This window comes from Stieleria tagensis (assembly GCF_024129865.1).
In the GTDB taxonomy this organism is placed as follows: domain Bacteria; phylum Planctomycetota; class Planctomycetia; order Pirellulales; family Pirellulaceae; genus Stieleria; species Stieleria tagensis.
Map to the genome: position 1 here is coordinate 131507 of NZ_JAMYFE010000049.1, position 16047 is coordinate 147553.

The window sequence follows — 16047 nt, forward strand, 5'->3', positions numbered from 1 at the left end:
TGTTTCCTAATGAACCTCGATCGGCGCGATGATCGGTTGCGTGACTGGATGCGGCAGCTTCCCGATCCGTGGCCGTTCCCCGAACCCGAACGGTTCGCCGCGATCGACGGCCGGCGCGTGGCCACGCCCCCGCAGTGGCGAGCAGGCAACGGCGCGTGGGGGTGCTACCGATCACACTTACTGATTCTCGAAAAGTGTTTGCTCGAACACATCGACTCGTATGTCGTCTTTGAAGACGACGCCGGTTTCGGTGATGACTTTTGCGAACGACTGCAGCAGTTCATTGCGGAATTGCCGGCTGACTGGGGCATGGCGTATCTCGGCGGCCAGCACCTTTACGCCGGCAAGAACCCGCCGCACAAGGTCAGCGAACACGTCTACCGACCTTACAACGTGAATCGCACGCACGCGTTTATGGTGCGAGGACGCGAGGCGATGAAAACACTCTATCGCCATTTGACTTGGAACGACTGGCACACCAAACATCACATCGACCACCACCTCGGTCGTTTGATCCAGCGACGCTACCAAGCACTCGTGCAAGGTAAGAACATCCAAAAGGAATCTATCGCGGTTTACACGCCCGATCGCTGGCTCGTTGGACAACTACCGACCAAATCAAACATCTGCGGACGGAAGTGGAGTCAAACTCGGTTCTTCAATGACGCCAAGAACGCTGACCATTCGGACGCACCGTTCTTTGCGGTGCTTGGACCGCACCGCGCCGGCACGTCGTGTGTCGCAATGGTGATGCATCACCTGGGCGTTCACATGGGCAACCAACTCGGCGGCTACGAAGCGACCGGAGGCGGCGAGGCAGTTGGACTGGCACAGCTTTGCGAAAAGGTGATGCGTTTCCCGGCTACCGATCCGAACGTCAGCGACGACCAACTGACTCAAATGCTCAAGTCGTGGATCGTCAGTCGCAAATCGGAAGCCAACCGCGACAAGACCGTCGCTGGGGCAAAGTATCCGCACCTATGTCGCTTCGTGACTCACCTTCACGCGGGGCTTGGTGATTCACTGCGAATCATCTCCGTCGAGCGCGACATCGAAGCGTCCATTCGTTCGCTTCAGAACCGTAGCGAGAAACATCGTGGCCAATGGTTCGCGGCGAGCGATGAGGAGTGCGAGGTGCTGCAACGCAGTCTCCGCGACCACCGAGACAACTTCATCACAGACCATCCCGACGTGCCGGTATTCCGGATCGAATTCGCCGAGTTGGTGACGTATCCCGAGGAGGTGATCGGCAATCTGGTCGAGTTCCTCGGCATCACGCCGACTCCGGATGAAATCCAATCGGCAATCGAACACGTCAATCCTGATCTTCGGAAGTTTGGGTGAGCATCATGTCGCATAGTATCTCAAATGCAGACATCACATTCTGCATCAAAACAATTCACCGGCCTTGGTCCTGCCATCGGCTGGTCCAGTCGCTGCGCGAGCATATCGCCGAGCCAACGATCGTCGTCGTCGATGACGGTCGCCCCGAGCTTCGCTTCAGCGAAAAGTATCCCGAAACCGCCAAGCACTGCACAGTCATCAATCTAGATCGGCACGATGTAGGCGTTGGCGTTGGGCGTAACGCAGCGATCGACGCGGCGCAGACCGAGTACATCTTTCTGCTCGACGACGATCACGTAGTTACGGCGGACTTTCACATCGACCGCGTTTGCGAGTACTTCACGACGAACGAACTCGACATTCTCGCCGTCCGACAAGGTGGAGGCGGTCGACCCACGATGCTTTCGCCGCTGATGAACGGCAAACGCATCTGGATGCATCGCGGTGAAAAGAAGCGAATTGGCTCGGTCGCCTGGTGCGACATGGTCAGCAACGCATTCCTCGCTCGCAAGGAAACGATCGCGACGCTCCGTTGGGACGAGGCCCTAAAGACCTACGAGCATTGGGAGTTCTTCTACCGAGCGAGTCACCTCGCCAATCTGCAAATCGCGGTCGCCACCGATTGTTCTGTCGTCCACGCCCATGTCGCCGGCACTGGCTATCGCGACCTGCGTGGCAGAGCGAAGTTTCGTGCGATGGGCCTTCGCAAACACGGTTTCCATTCATTGCGCTATCCAGGAGGTCAAATCGTCCGTGCGTAATCAAGCCACTTTCTGCATCAAGACGATTCATCGTCCGCATTGCTGTGCCGCACTCGTTCGCAGTATCCACGACCACTATGGTGATCACCGTCCGCTGATCCACGTCCTCGATGACGGTAAACCGGAACTGCGATTCTCGGCCGTTTGTCCAGACGAAGCCGCCATGGTCGATCGACTGATCGAGACCGAGTACGACATCGGCCTCTCCGCCGGTCGCAACAGGCTGCTCGATTCTGGCGACACACCGATCGTTATTTTCGCCGATGACGATCATCTCGTTACGAATCAAACGCGTCTTCCTGAGTTGATCGGGACGCTCAACAAACATCACGACCTCGATTTGCTGGCTGCACTCAGCAACAACGACGAACGTCCTCGCATGTTACGTGTCGACGGCAGAACGCTGCGGATCGCCTTCGGCAGCTACCGACAGCGGCGTTCGATTCGCTGGTGCCACTACGTCGGCAACTGCTTTGTTGCCTACCGCGACATTCTGCAAGCGATCCGCTGGGACGAATCACTCAAGGTCGAAGAACACTGGGACTTCTTCTGGCGAGCAAAAATCGCCGGAATGAACGTCGCAGTCGACGTCAATCACTCATTCAAACATGAGCACGTTGACCCACCCGGCTATCAGCGTCGGAGGCCGGAATTCCTAAAAGCCGGCTTGGACAAACACGGATTGGAGAGAGTGATATGGAAATGAAACGAGTGATTGCGGTCCTCGACTTGCCGCCACGGCGAGCGTCGCAGAACGTGCGTGAAAGCTATGAGGCTGCCGCTAAACGATGGGATGCGGACGTGCTTTGGATTGACGAGCACCTTCAACCGGTGCACCCATTCTGGCAGAAGATGTTTGTCTGCGATCACGTGCATTCAAAGGTCGGGCCGTCGCATGTACTGCAACTCGACAACGACATGCTGATCCGATCGGACTGTCCTTCGCCGTTTGATTTGCTGACGCCGAAGAACTTCGGAATGGTTGCCGAGCGTCAGTCAGCAAACAATCGCATCGACAATGGAGGTTGGCAGCAGCGGGCACAAGAGATTTGGGCGAAGCGATGCGCTGTGCGGCCGGCACCGACATGGCTGCATCCCAACGGTGGACTCTATCTGTATGGCTCAGAAATGTATGGCCCGATGTTCGCTCGCATCATTCGGCATTTGATTCCGACGTGGGGTGCCAGCGATCAGGCCACCGACGAGTCGTTGATCGTCAATCAGCTTTACAACGACCATCCGGGCTACATCAAATTCTTGCCGCCTGATTTCAACGTCAGCATGATTTACTCGCCCGCCTGGGCGATCAATCCGGTCATGCAATCTTACGTCTACCACTTCGTTGGGCGATCAAAGGCTCACATTGATGCCTGTCATTGGCAACGTCGCCTTCCACCAGAGTTGCCATTTCCAGGCAATGCTCAAACGCAAGAACTGATTCAGCAATGGGGAGATGATCCGCCGGCCCAATACGACATCGGCCCGATCTTCACTCCACAACTCTCCGCGAACCTGCTGGCCATCAATCCCGATTTGATTGTCACAGGTCAGTGGTCAGACAGACCATACCGATTGGATCGGCGGATGCTCAGTCATACGGTAACCGGTTCGTCACATTTGGTGCTAACCCGCTTTCTGTTGCAGCTAGGCATCAATGCTCGACGATTCCGACTTCGCGTTAAGGAGGACATCAATGCAACGACACAACTTGCCGGCACTTGAGTATCACTTGGCCCACGGTTGCAATCTGTCCTGCCAGCAATGCAGCCACTACAGCGACCATCATTTGCCCGGTGCGATGCCCACGATCAAGCAAGCCGATGCCGACTACCAGAAATGGTCGCATCGGCTGAAGCCGACTCGGTTCGCGTTGCTCGGCGGCGAGCCACTGTTGAACCCAGCGATCTTGCAACACATCAAGCTTGCTAGGCAGCATTGGGACAGCGACTTGATGCTGGTATCCAACGGGTTCTTCCTGCATCGTTTTCCCGAACTGCCGGCGGTGCTCCTCGAAACGAATTGCCGACTCGAAGTCAGCCAGCACGGAACGCACGACGAATATGTCAAACGCTTTCGCGAAGTCAAACACCTGGTTTGGCGCTGGCGAGAACAGTTTCCCGGCATTCGCATCAAGATTCGACAATCGCACCGCCGTTGGATGCGCCAATACAAGGTGACGAATGGCAAGCCAATGCCGTTCATTTCCAAGCCCGACGCCGCGTTCAAAGTCTGTATGCAGAAAACCTGCACGCAGCTTTACGAAGGCAAGCTGTGGAAATGTCCCGCACTGGCCTACTTCGCCAAGCTCGAATCCAGACTGCGATTGCAGGACTTGCCGCAATGGCAACTCTTCCGCGACTACCAAGCGTGTTCAGAAAGCGCGACGGATGAAGAACTGCAAACCTTCCTCGAGACCAAATCCATCCCGCAGTGCGGATTGTGTCCCAGCAAACGCACTGCATTCTCCCATCCCAATCCTCTGCAACGGAGTGCCCTGCAATGACGTATCCTTCCGACTATCCCGAAATGCCGCCTTGCACATTCGTCCCACCGTTTGATCCGCCCGGCAGTGAAGCGCCTTACGATCCCGAGGAAGACAACGACGGCCCAATCATTCTAACTCCGCCGCCATTGCCACCACCGCCAGTGTGGCCCGACGACTATCCGCCTGGCACTCCCGATCCTGGCCCACGTCCGCCATGGTGGCCGGACGATTACCCTTGGCCGCCTCCACCCGAAGAACCTGTCGTGATCGAGTCTCCACCGCCGATTCACGTCTGGCCGCGACTGCCGCCGGACCATCCCTATCACGTTCCGCCTGGCTACTCTGCTCCCGACAACTTGCCGCCGGGCCACCCCGGCACTCCCGATCCCGAAGGCATCGAACCAAACGGTTCGGAGACTTCCTCGGGTGACATCTGGGTTTGACGTGAACGAAGGCGACAAGGGAATCCTTTACGTTGCGATCGGCGCGCGGATGCGACAATCGCTCGTACGATCCATCGAATCAGTTCGCAAGCACCTCGATTTTCCATTCAGGTTGGCGACCGACTTGGCCGACGCAGCGGATGTCGATCAAGTCGTTGTCGTCGAGGCGGTCAAACCAGCGTTCGTACCAAGATTACCGTGTGCTCGAACGCACTATCTCGACACTGACTCGGTGATCCTGCACAGCGACGCCGCGAAACCGCTGACCGATCGCTCCAGCGATCGTTCGTCCAATTTTCGAGTTGTCTGAAAAACCAATTCTCAAGCTATCTCATTGCTGAGTTCTGTCTCACCTGACAAGTAAACGTCACTCGTTCTAGTAAACAACATTCGCGAAATAATTCAGAGTAAACTATCGACTTTGAGTTAACTCCCCGGGGCTGTGGCAATGCCGAATCAGTGGTACATCAAGAATCAGGAAACGGCGGAGCCGACAGGGCCGTTATCAGATCGAGAACTGGTTGACCTGGCTGCTACGAACAATATCTCTCCCGAATCATTGGTCGCAGCGGGCGAGCCTATTAAATGGTTCCCAGCTGCAAAAGTTTCAAAGCTCTTTGAGCTAGCGCAACAGCGTCGTTCTCGTAGTGCATCGAGATCCGAACCCGCTAGTTCAGGTAACGAGGTCCCCACAGTCAAAGTTTCGGCTGACATTGTCGAAATACGCAAAAGAATCTCTGAGAATGAACTGCGTGCCACCGAGATTGAGAGAGTCGTACGTGGAGTTGCGGGAACACTTCAACACCAGACCACACTTAACAGTGAAATCGAGACTTTGAAACAGGATCTCGTAGAGTTGACGAGTCGCGTTCAAGAGGGCGAAGCTCGCCTGGTTCAACGTGATGCGACAGGTGCAGAAATGTCCGCCGCAATTGATAGACAAAGCGAATTGAATCGGTCGCTAACTGAGGAACTGCGGATCCAACAGGAAAGAACGAAGGCGGAGTTCGACCGATTGGCGGAGGAACGACTTGAGTTGAAGCAACGCGTTGATGAAAATACGCAGGCCATTGAACTGCTCAGCCGACAGCAATCGGAATTCACAAGGGCGATAACCCAACTAACGGACTCGATTGAGTCTGAATTCGCGACGCGAAAGTCGATGGCGGCTAGCCAGTACGAAGACGTCGAGAGGCATTGGGAGAAATTCCAATCGGAGTTTCTTTCACTAACTAAAAAGATTAGCGAACTCGAATCAGAGTGCTTTACGCTTCGCGATCAAATCGCAACGGCGCGAGCCCGAAGCGAGAGCGCCGTGGCTATCAATGAACTAGCAGAAGTCTCTACCGTCGATAGCAACCCTGAACTGCCAGCGTTCCGAGAAACGCTCCCAACGAATGTTACCAACGAGCAGTATTCATCAGACAATTCCATCGAGACGAAGACGCTACTTAGCGATTCATCTGCGTCATCGCTCGAACTTGACGCTGCCAAGAACAACAGCGCATCAGCAGAGTTTGAGTCTGCAGTGATAGAATCTCCAGCGATTGGCGTTAACGATAGACACGAACAGGTAACGACTTCTATCTGTGAGACTCATGGTTCTGAAGCATCGCTCAGCATAATGCCCATTGAGAGTACGCCGTTGTCTGCTGAGTTGACGTCATTTTCAGAAGAAGCTGGGACGTTCAGTGATAGCAATCCAAGTGAAATTGAGACCGCGCCAACGTTTGAGCGTGATGAATCTGCGACACTCCTCAGCCTCGCCGCTCCTGAGAGTCTCGAATCGACTGCGGAGGTGACTCCTACGGTGAGTGATACCGAGGAATTTTTCCACGACGGAATTGTGGAACTAGACGCAAGTAATCCTGATGAATCACTTGGTGACGTCGCCCTCAGCGATGATTGGGATTCCCTGAACGCAACATTGCTTACATGTAAATCTCCAGTAGTTTCATCGTCTGCGGATGAATTGCAGGTTCTCCATCAAACATTACACAGCCATTTCTCGCAACTATTCGAGAATCGCAAGCGAACTGGTCTTGGCGTGTATTTACTTGAGCACGAGCTTGATAGAGATCAGGTAGACACGACCATTCGTCTCGTTTCAGATGGTCTTCAGCGATTTTCGTTGTCAAATGCGGCGTGGTGGTGGTCAGCTCGGTATCTGCCTTTTTTGGTAGTGGCGGCAGAGGAGGGCTACGTCTATGAGGGTAATGGAACGGACTACTGGCCACGGCTTCAGCGACGACTGAACTATTTGTTTGACCATGACTCTCGACGGAAAGTCTCCGCGTTTTTTGAACGCGCAAATAGAGAGTGTGGGATTGCAACGGCACCAGATACGCCGTGGCACCGCAAGTATTGTCACATCGCTTGGCCTATCACCAATGCGGTGCTACCGCTCGATATGCGGATACCGTTTTCTGAAACCCTTAAGTTGCTTCGTGTTCCGATCGAGAGCATTGACGATGAAGCGTTGATGCAATTCTTTCGACAAACAATGGTCGAGTCAGGTTCTCTTCGCTACGACAATTGGCTAAAGAACGAGACCATTCCATCGCATCTTGCTCGTTTCGTTCTGCAGGATGACTACGATGTAGAGTTCCTTACGACGAGCACACTTTTACGTCTTCGTACCGACTTGCTCGCTGAGGCGAGCGCTCGCCGAGCTATTTTGGAAGCGATAGGTAAGCAAGGCAAAAAAGGATCCAATGGAACTCTTCGTAGTGGGCGTAAAGGAGATTCGCAGAGTGCCGATGCAAATGCGGACCAAAAACTGAAGTGTCCGCTTTTCTTGAGACGACTGGAGGAGTACACCTTCCAGCTAGAGGTCGCTCTGCCAAACCCACCGCACTCGAGTTGTGCTTGGCTTCAGCATCAACTTCGATCTCGCAATTGGGAGCCGAAGCAATGGGGGAATCCATCAACAACAACCATCGGAATTTCATCGCTGCTTTTTAATTCCCCATGTCCCATTGACGTCCGCTCTATGTTAAAGCGAGAGTTGGAAACCCCCTTTTTGTCGGGATGGCAGATTCTCGAACCCGATGACGACACGGTTGAATGGCTACGCGGAGTGGAAATATCGCCGACGCTTCCGATCATCTTTCGGCCTGATGAGGAATTGCAATTAGCGAACGAGCATCGCGCGAACTTCGTAAACCCTGCTCAGCTTCTTTGGGTATTGAGCCAGGAGATCGACGAGCTGCCCAGCGGCGTAACACAGTTGGGCGAGGTTCCAGGTGCAAAGGTGTTTCAAGTCGACCCGAGCGTCGAACAGGCGGCTATTTGGCTTGCGTCACTCGGTGTCAAAACAGGAGCACGAGTTCATTGGCGTTGCTCGCACGATCCGAGTCATGATCGCGTGGGTTACCGGGTTTGCTCAGTGGGCGATTTCTTCGCTTACCAGTTAGTTGCTCTTAACGGGGACTCACAGGTCCGAATTCAATTGATTAAGCCCGATACGACACAGTCGACAGTTGAGATAAAAAGTGACGGAATTTTTGGTTGGCACATCGCAAGTCCCGGCGAATACGATTTCTCGTTGTGGTCGGGCGAACGCTTGCTCGATCGGAGAGCGTTTCAGGCTGAGTCGACACCGCCGCAGGTTGAGCCGATTTTTCAGATCGATCTACTCGGTGGAGAAGCGACCGTAACATCGCTGATGCAATCGCAGTTGAAACTGGAAGTTCTTGCTCGACGCGATATTCAACAGGTTGAAGTGACGATCCGGCTGGGGGAAGCGAAAGTGCGCATGTTTGCATCCGAATTCCCACTACGCATCGGCACGACTGACGAGATTTGGCGGAATCTGTTGACGGACTCAAACCGCAAAGCTGTGGCGAGTGGTGCAAACTTGTCGTTGTTGGTTGACATTTCTGGGATCGAATCAAAAACGTGGACACTCGAAAACGAAATTGCCGATGTGACATGGGAAATCCATGATGACGGCCGACCCGTTGCCACGACAGACGATCAGGAATTGGAAGTTGAGCAGTTGACACTTGACGTGATTCCGCCGACACCAACCTCCGATCTCAGTTCGGCGTCTATCTTTGTCGTTAAGCAGAATGAACGACTGTGCTTCGAGATGGGAACGATCATTAATTCGCCTCGACAATCAGCGTTTCCGACGAGTCCTCGTTTGCCCGAACGACTCGAACGAAGAATGATGGCTTCACAAACGAAGTTTGTTGCACTGCAAGAGTTGATTGAACTCTACATCGCTTTCGTGACTTCGCGAGCATCGCATGGTGTGGCAGCGTTGCATCAAGAGAACTATAAGCAGACGTTGAGAAACTGCATTGCAGAGTTGATCCTCGGCAAACGATGGATTTCCCGGCAATCACAGCAGGAGACTGAGTTTTCAGTGCCGTTAGCTGTATTAGTAGATTGCGCCGTCAAGCGAAAAGCGGGTTTCAACAGCGACTTTCATGTTGCTGAGAGAGTAACTCCTGAACTTCGGCACTTAGCCATGTCAGAAATGACCACTGCAATTCCGCCTCAGTGGTGGATGCTGCCTTCGAGTCACTTCACCGACAATCATGCAGCGAGATTGGATCGAGCTGTCGGAATGGCGTATCGACAAATGTCCGGCGATATCGAAGACCCCGTCGTCAGCGAGATGTGGGAGAACGCTGATCCATTTACCGACACATCGCTTTGGGTGCGTGTCTTGCACGAAGCAACTCAGAAACTTCGCGGCGAGTACTTGGCGGAAATGGTACTTCCCGCTGAGATGGGCGAAGCCATTCTCAAAGCGAATCTCAACGGCATGAACACTGCTGAAGTTGCCGAGCTTTTGGCTGTTTGGGCAAAGCAGTTCTTGAGTTCGCACTGGTCTCGGTCGCTCTGGACGCATGAGCGGTTCAGGTTAGCTCTTTTCTTGTTTGAGCGTCCGCAGAGCCTAGGCCGACTTGACTGGACCGAGGTCGCTGAATTGCTGTTAAAGGATCGTTTTATGGCACGTGCAATTGCCTTTACGGCTTGGCGTCGATTGCAACTCGAAAGGTTAGGGGGTTAGGAAAATGATGGAGGCAATTGACGAACTCGAACGAATCATGCACGGCGTCCAGGCACTTCGGCGGCGTACAGAACGATTGGCGTCGCCGTACCAAGGTGCGACCGGTGTTCGCGCTCAATTCTATATTCATCAGCTTCAAACGGTGCTGCGGATTTTGCGGGACACGCGCGTCCATCATCTGATTGCTGACGAAGTCGGCCTGGGGAAGACTGTCCAGTCATTGATGGTCTTCAATGCCCTTCGACTGCAGTACGGTGACGATTTTCGGACGATTGTTGTCGTACCACGCGAAGAACAGGCACGTCAGTGGCATGAAGAAATTCAGACGCGTGCTCATGTGCTCGGCGAGGTGGAAGGGGAAACCGAGCAAACGAGCGTCCGTGTGTTGTGGGCGGCAAAGCTCGACAGACCGCTCGAACAATTGCACCCACGCCAGTGCAACTTGCTAATCGTCGACGAAATGCAATCGCTGCGAGCTGACATCGTTGATGCTGTCGTTCGGTACAGCAATGACTACTCGCATCTATTGATCCTGACGGCTACCCCGGACCTGTCATCAGACGCAAAGCTCTGCGAGTTGTTGAAACTTTTGGAGCCCGATCGTGTTGCCACAGCACTTGATGAGCTTGGGTCGATTACCGAAGTAGTCAGTCACATCGAAAACCTCGACGAAGAGTCGATCGCTGATGAGAACATTGATGAAACGACTGGTTCCTCCATCTTGCAGGTCTTTCAACAACGTCACGACTCCGCCCATGAACATGCCGCAACGGAACTGGATTTGTCGGCGATTCCTTTGCACCAACTCACTCCGTTCTTTGACAAAGCTTGGTATCCGTACCGGAGACTGATTCGATCGCAACGACGTCAATTCCCCAAGTCGTTGCCCGAACGAATCATTAAACGTTTGGCTGCAAAGCCAACTGAATCCGAAGTGCGGCGAGTCGACATTGTCAACGCATATCTTCGATCAGAAGTTGATTTTGGAAACCTAGACCGAAGTGCGTTGGCTCAACGAGCACTGCTCGGAGGAGAGCCCCTTCGCGAACGCGTTCAAGAACTGGCCCGTAAAGGCTTTGACCCAACGAATGCGTTAGACGAAGTCCCTGGACTTTGTGCGGTTGCCAACGGTAACTCACGTTTCGAGGAGCTCGTGGATTGGCTTCGTGAGTTTTGGGAAGAACATCCCCAGCGCAAAGTGCTGGTTACTGCAGACAGCAATCGAACGATTCACTTTCTAAATCGACAAATTGGACTTTTCCTACCTTGGGTCGGATCGACTCGAGAAAGAACCGAGCTGAACGCTATTACGTTAGAAGCAGAGAATGATGCTAAAGATCGAACGATGCTTGATGCCTACTACAATTCAAATATCGAACAGTTCACGTCGGGAGATGCTCAGTTGGCGATTGTTCACAATCACTACCGCGAGGGTTACAACTTTCAATGTGCTGATGCGATCGTCTTTTACCAAGTTCCTTGGAACCCACGTGATGTTGACCAATGGATCGGTCGCGTCGATCGACTCGGCCGTGACACCACGCGGGAAGATGTAAGCGAAGTGCGGGAGTCGCAAGGGAGGCGGCATCGGCGCGATCGCGCCAAGAACGTCACCGTTGTGGCCATTGGAATTGAAGGCGAGTTCGATAGTGAGTTAATTTCGATGTACGATCGAACCGGCGTGCTTGACCGTCCTCGAGTGTATGACCCCGACGAGTCGCAAGCCCTTTCTGAATCCATCTTTTCGGCAGGTATTCGAGAGAACGCTGAAGCAATTATTGAGGTTGAAGACTTTTTGCGTTCTGATCGCGAGTCTTTTGCGTCGGGAGTGGTTGACCAACCGGCTGTTTTTGGAACGGTTCGATCAGCGATCGACTCCTTCATGCAATTGGTTAAATCGGCTGCGTTGGAACCTGCGATCCCCGAGCATAAATTCGGAGCATACGATAATTCACTTGGAAGATCGCGAGGCGAGATCGAAGCAGCAGTGACGCGTTGGCTCTGGTTGCTCGGTAAGCAAAACTACTACGTCACGTTCTCAATAGAGAAGCGGCTCAACAGATACTACGTTTTTGATAACAAGAAAAAGGAGATCGCCTGGCTTCCAATGCTCGATTCGCTTTTTCGATCCGGCAATCCGAGCGTACCTATGTTTGTCTGCCGAAAGCACATACAGATTCCACCGCGAAATGGCGTTCGTTACGAATGGAATGGTGCGGAACGCGTCAAGTCCCTTCGCTTCTTCGATCATGGTTCGGATCTTCATGAAGCATTGCTCGATCACTGGATTTCAGTCGGTGGTACGACGGTAAAGAATCGTATCGAGAGTGAAGACGAAGACGACCTAGTTCGGAAGGGTCTTGGCTTCCTTCTTGGCGCGCCAGCACAATTAAGGCTTTGGAGTGTCCGACTGCAGCTTAAACGCGAGCATCTCGGTTTTGAATCGCAACTGGTCGACGGTGGTTATCTTGTAGCGGTGGGTACGCATGACCCGGCGAAGCACTTCGGCGACGACAAATCCTCCGCTGGAGCGATTCTTGTCGGCCTCGACGACGATGTGAATGACACGCAGAAGGAGGCTCGCAAGATTGAGGTCTCGCGGCACCGAGCGGGTGTCATGTCCGATGCTCGTTTTGTGCGAAGCGTATTAGGGGTTCATTTTCCTCTCGTAGCGGTCAACCCCAGGGGCGATGATCTCTCGCATTTAGCATCTGAACTTCTCACTTTCGTTTGGACTGAAGAATCGCAACCGTTTTGCGAATGGGTTAAACGCAAAGAAGGGGAACCTCCCAAGTTGCAGCAATATCTTCATCAACGACTACAACTAAAGACACAAGAGCATCGCAAAACTCAGCTTGCCGACTTTCGAGACTCCATCCGCGAACGCATTCTCCTTGTTGAAGTCGAAGAACAAGATCGTATTCGGCACCTGAGCCAGCAAATCCGAACCATCGACGCCCGCATCACGGAGTTTGAGGAGTTTGAGAGTCAACGAAATCGCGATGTCATCACGCGAAACTTGATGCCGAAAAAGCGACGCCTTGAAGAAAAACGAGACCTTTGCACGCGTAGTCGAGAGATTCGCGTTGCGCAGTTGTCGCGATCCATCGATGAGACCGAGAATCCAGAGGTCGAGCTTTATGTGTGCTTGGACTTGACCATCTCAGCCATCATCGAACCGCCGCCGCCATTGGATTCATCCAGTATTGAAGTTGCTCTATAAAAACTGGATGGGCAAGCTGCCAATTCCAAGCTGATAGTTGAGTTCCGAGCAGGTTCAACAGCCCTCGCAGTTGTCTGGGTGGCGGAAAGGTTAAACGGACTTCTCGATCGACGCAAATTATCTGCTCAGGCTCACGTCGGTGGACTCCGCGGGCGATCACCGCCCATTGAAACTCGTCGGCATTCTCGAGCGATAGTGCTCGATCCACACGGTGATCTTTGATCTCGATAAGTTGGAATCGCCAATCATTGTCGTTTCGTGCTCGGTAGCAGGCCAAATAGTTACCGTCAGGATGATCCAGCGACGTTCCCCAGCGGCCTTGTGGTGACTCGTCATTGTGCCGACCGAACCTTCCGCCTGGTGGCCCCGAAAGAATCCTCAGGCTTCCATCATTGGCAGCAACCGCCTCGCTTTGCGCAAGTTCGCCGAGAAGGTGTTGCCAGAACGCATTAATTGATGAATCGCTGTCGTGACCGCCCCGACGTTCCCGATGCACGTTCCATCCGCCGTCGCCAATCCATTCCTCAATCGTGACTTGATTGGTCGAGGAGAACGACTCGATGTTTGATTCGCCCGCACTCTTGGGAAACCGACGTACAAGATCCGACGAAGTTTCTGACGTCGATGGTTTGATTCCAGTTGTCACGTCTTCGAGGTGTCCCAGCACGACCGCCGTAGTAGGTGAAGTCTCGATCCAGCGAAAGGGAGTTCGGGTCCAACCATGCTCCCTGCCAACACGAATTGATCGCAGGTCACCTAGTTCCGCCAGCTCGTCAGCAACTCGCACAAACGTACTGCGTGTATTCTGATCGAACTCATGCAGTGTCTGAAAAATTGGGCTCAGAAAATTGGCCAATTCACGTCGAGTTACACAGCCCTCGCAAAAAACGAAATGTCGAATCAAGTCGGCGAGTCCACGGCGATCCGATAAATAGTTTGGAGGATCGCCAACAGCGGTGAGTCCGACCTTCTCGGCAAAATCAGAGACGGAAATTTGCATCATGTGTTTCCTCCGGTTGCCCTGTTCCATCCCGTGTTGATGGCTTCTTGGATACGTTTACTGGAATTGGGATCGTAAACCACAATGTGCAGGTAAGTACGTGCACGGGTACACGCGACGTAGAGATCCGTCAAATCGAATGTGCCGCCGAGTGGTCCCACATCATAAATCACGACCGCATCCGATTCCAATCCTTTGAATGATCTTGCGGTCGTCACAAGCAACCCTTCCTTCACTCGCCACTTTTCGGCTGAGTCGATAAGGGGTATCCCCTCAATCGCTGCGACATCTTTTAACGATCCCGCAACCAAACCGCGTGGGCCAATAATGACGATTTCGCTCGGCGAAACGTTGTGTTTAGTGAGCAAGTCTCGCACAATTTGCTGAACCACGCCCTTACCGCTTTCGATGCTCGATGGGCGGCTTATATCGGGTTTCAACCCAACCGGCGATCGATCCAGAACTTCCGATGTCACACTCGCTAAAACCGAACTCGATCTCGCGATAGCCTGTGTATTGCGACAGTTGTGACGGAGAGTCACCGGCGCATCGAACGGAATATTCGGCTTAGCCATCGACCAGTCCCAAAGGCTCTGGTTTGGATCGCAAAACGCGTAGAAAGTCCCTTTGCTTTCACCTTTAAGCAAGCAGTAGTTTAAGCAGTCCCACCACGTCGTGTGGAAGTCTTGACCCTCGTCCAGAACGATCGCATCGTATTGAAACTCCGGCTCATCCATCAGAACCAACGCAGCCTGCTCGATTATCTCGGGGACTTCGTCACGCCAAAATACTTCGCTCTCTTGTTTCGCTGATGGCGGCTTGAAGTCAATTTCAGCTTGCTTTGCCAAACGTGCCGCTAAGCTATGGAAGTGCGTGATCTCGAGATGACTCAAACAAGGGCGATCAATTTCCGATTGTTCAAATTGCTCGTTCCACCACGCAGCAAGTTCTTTGTTGAAGCATACAAGAAGAGTTCGTCGTCCGTCCTTCGCAAAGGTCCGTGCGCGATCAAGTGCCAGCAGGGTTTTTCCGGATCCTGCGACCCCTTCGACGTAAAGTCGATTTGCACCAAGGCTGCGGAAAAAACTCAATTGACCATCGGTAAGCTCCTTGATTTGGTCGTAGTCCGATCGCAGGTTGACATTCACAGGGCGGAAAAGTCGAAAATGCGGTAGGAGTGCATTGACTAACTTAGTCCAACTTGAATCGCTCAACGGCCGTTGGTGACGAGTCCAACTACGGAAAGCACCTTCGATCTTTTGCTGAAGATCAGGCAAGTGGGGAGCCGCGATAATGATCGACGGGTCTGAATTCGTGGGCACTGGACCGAGATAGTCGTGAGTCGGAAACGCAGCGGCAAACCCGTAAACGTAGTGCTGCGTTAGTACCTCACCATCGGTTCTCTCTCCGATGATCTCATTGAGTTTGTGCATGTTCCGTTTGGCCTGCTCAAACGGATTCTGAATCGTCTCCCAATACGTTTTCTTGCGACGTTTCCACAGAGGAGCCTGATAGTCGATTTGGCCGCCTTTGGCCTCGAGTACGAGCATCCCGAGTTCCTGATGAAGCACAACGAAGTCAGTCTCGCCTTCACGAAGCGTTAAGTCTCGATCAGGACGCAACCATGGGTATGAATGAAAGCAGACGAAGTCGTTGGAAACATTGTCCCTGAGCGCTATGTACAAGAGTCGTTCCGACTCATAGGAAATGGTCGCGGGATCGACTTTGGGGATCATCGTTGCCATGAGATTCCTTTCACTGATGC

The 16047-nt window shown here is 53.2% G+C and carries 11 protein-coding genes; 9 read left to right on the forward strand and 2 right to left on the reverse strand.

Annotated elements, in window-relative coordinates; translation table 11 throughout:
- Positions 1 to 9: 9 nt before the first annotated feature.
- The 9 genes from NHH03_RS12580 to NHH03_RS12620 all read left to right on the forward strand — a co-directional run bounded on the left by NHH03_RS12580 (position 10) and on the right by NHH03_RS12620 (position 13282).
- A complete protein-coding gene (locus NHH03_RS12580; protein WP_253156565.1) occupies positions 10 to 1344 on the forward strand; it encodes a glycosyltransferase family 25 protein in 1335 nt (444 codons plus the stop codon).
- A 5-nt stretch (positions 1345 to 1349) separates the two neighbouring features.
- Positions 1350 to 2105, forward strand: coding sequence for a glycosyltransferase family 2 protein (locus NHH03_RS12585; protein WP_253156567.1), 756 nt, complete (start codon positions 1350 to 1352; stop codon positions 2103 to 2105).
- Positions 2098 to 2811 (forward strand): glycosyltransferase, encoded by a 714-nt coding sequence (locus tag NHH03_RS12590; protein ID WP_253156569.1) that lies wholly within the window; start codon positions 2098 to 2100, stop codon positions 2809 to 2811. The genes NHH03_RS12585 and NHH03_RS12590 overlap by 8 nt, the downstream gene beginning before the upstream one ends.
- Positions 2808 to 3827 carry a hypothetical protein gene (locus tag NHH03_RS12595; protein ID WP_253156571.1) on the forward strand — a complete coding sequence of 340 codons (1020 nt, stop codon included), beginning with the start codon at positions 2808 to 2810 and terminating at the stop codon, positions 3825 to 3827. The genes NHH03_RS12590 and NHH03_RS12595 overlap by 4 nt, the downstream gene beginning before the upstream one ends.
- Positions 3799 to 4608 carry a radical SAM protein gene (locus NHH03_RS12600; RefSeq protein ID WP_253156573.1) on the forward strand — a complete coding sequence of 270 codons (810 nt, stop codon included), beginning with the start codon at positions 3799 to 3801 and terminating at the stop codon, positions 4606 to 4608. The genes NHH03_RS12595 and NHH03_RS12600 overlap by 29 nt, the downstream gene beginning before the upstream one ends.
- Positions 4605 to 5033 (forward strand): hypothetical protein, encoded by a 429-nt coding sequence (locus NHH03_RS12605; RefSeq protein ID WP_253156575.1) that lies wholly within the window; start codon positions 4605 to 4607, stop codon positions 5031 to 5033. Before NHH03_RS12600 ends, NHH03_RS12605 begins: the two co-directional genes overlap by 4 nt.
- Positions 5017 to 5343, forward strand: a complete 327-nt coding sequence (locus tag NHH03_RS12610) for a hypothetical protein (protein ID WP_253156577.1) — start codon at positions 5017 to 5019, stop codon at positions 5341 to 5343. The genes NHH03_RS12605 and NHH03_RS12610 overlap by 17 nt, the downstream gene beginning before the upstream one ends.
- 138 nt (positions 5344 to 5481) lie before the next feature.
- On the forward strand, positions 5482 to 10059 hold the full coding sequence (locus tag NHH03_RS12615) for a hypothetical protein (RefSeq protein ID WP_253156579.1): 4578 nt from the start codon (positions 5482 to 5484) through the stop codon (positions 10057 to 10059).
- Positions 10060 to 10096: 37 nt separating this feature from the next.
- The gene (locus NHH03_RS12620; protein WP_253156581.1) at positions 10097 to 13282 is read left to right on the forward strand and encodes a DEAD/DEAH box helicase family protein; all 3186 of its coding nucleotides are present in this window, start codon (positions 10097 to 10099) and stop codon (positions 13280 to 13282) included.
- Here the strand turns inward: NHH03_RS12620 and NHH03_RS12625 are convergent.
- Together NHH03_RS12625 and NHH03_RS12630 are read right to left on the reverse strand one after the other, a co-directional pair.
- Positions 13230 to 14285 carry a hypothetical protein gene (locus NHH03_RS12625; protein ID WP_253156583.1) on the reverse strand — a complete coding sequence of 352 codons (1056 nt, stop codon included), beginning with the start codon at positions 14283 to 14285 and terminating at the stop codon, positions 13230 to 13232. The genes NHH03_RS12620 and NHH03_RS12625 overlap by 53 nt on opposite strands.
- Positions 14282 to 16027, reverse strand: coding sequence for an NERD domain-containing protein (locus NHH03_RS12630; RefSeq protein ID WP_253156585.1), 1746 nt, complete (start codon positions 16025 to 16027; stop codon positions 14282 to 14284). Before NHH03_RS12630 ends, NHH03_RS12625 begins: the two co-directional genes overlap by 4 nt.
- Positions 16028 to 16047: the final 20 nt, after the last annotated feature.

Bases quoted from the DNA above. Each gene is read 5' to 3' on its own strand.
- NHH03_RS12580 (WP_253156565.1), top strand. From the start codon at position 10: ATGAACCTCGATCGGCGCGATGATCGGTTGCGTGACTGGATGCGGCAG.
- NHH03_RS12585 (WP_253156567.1), top strand. From the start codon at position 1,350: ATGTCGCATAGTATCTCAAATGCAGACATCACATTCTGCATCAAAACA.
- NHH03_RS12595 (WP_253156571.1), top strand. From the start codon at position 2,808: ATGAAACGAGTGATTGCGGTCCTCGACTTGCCGCCACGGCGAGCGTCG.
- NHH03_RS12600 (WP_253156573.1), top strand. From the start codon at position 3,799: ATGCAACGACACAACTTGCCGGCACTTGAGTATCACTTGGCCCACGGT.
- NHH03_RS12605 (WP_253156575.1), top strand. From the start codon at position 4,605: ATGACGTATCCTTCCGACTATCCCGAAATGCCGCCTTGCACATTCGTC.
- NHH03_RS12615 (WP_253156579.1), top strand. From the start codon at position 5,482: ATGCCGAATCAGTGGTACATCAAGAATCAGGAAACGGCGGAGCCGACA.
- NHH03_RS12620 (WP_253156581.1), top strand. From the start codon at position 10,097: ATGCACGGCGTCCAGGCACTTCGGCGGCGTACAGAACGATTGGCGTCG.
- NHH03_RS12625 (WP_253156583.1), bottom strand. From the start codon at position 14,285: ATGATGCAAATTTCCGTCTCTGATTTTGCCGAGAAGGTCGGACTCACC.
- NHH03_RS12630 (WP_253156585.1), bottom strand. From the start codon at position 16,027: ATGGCAACGATGATCCCCAAAGTCGATCCCGCGACCATTTCCTATGAG.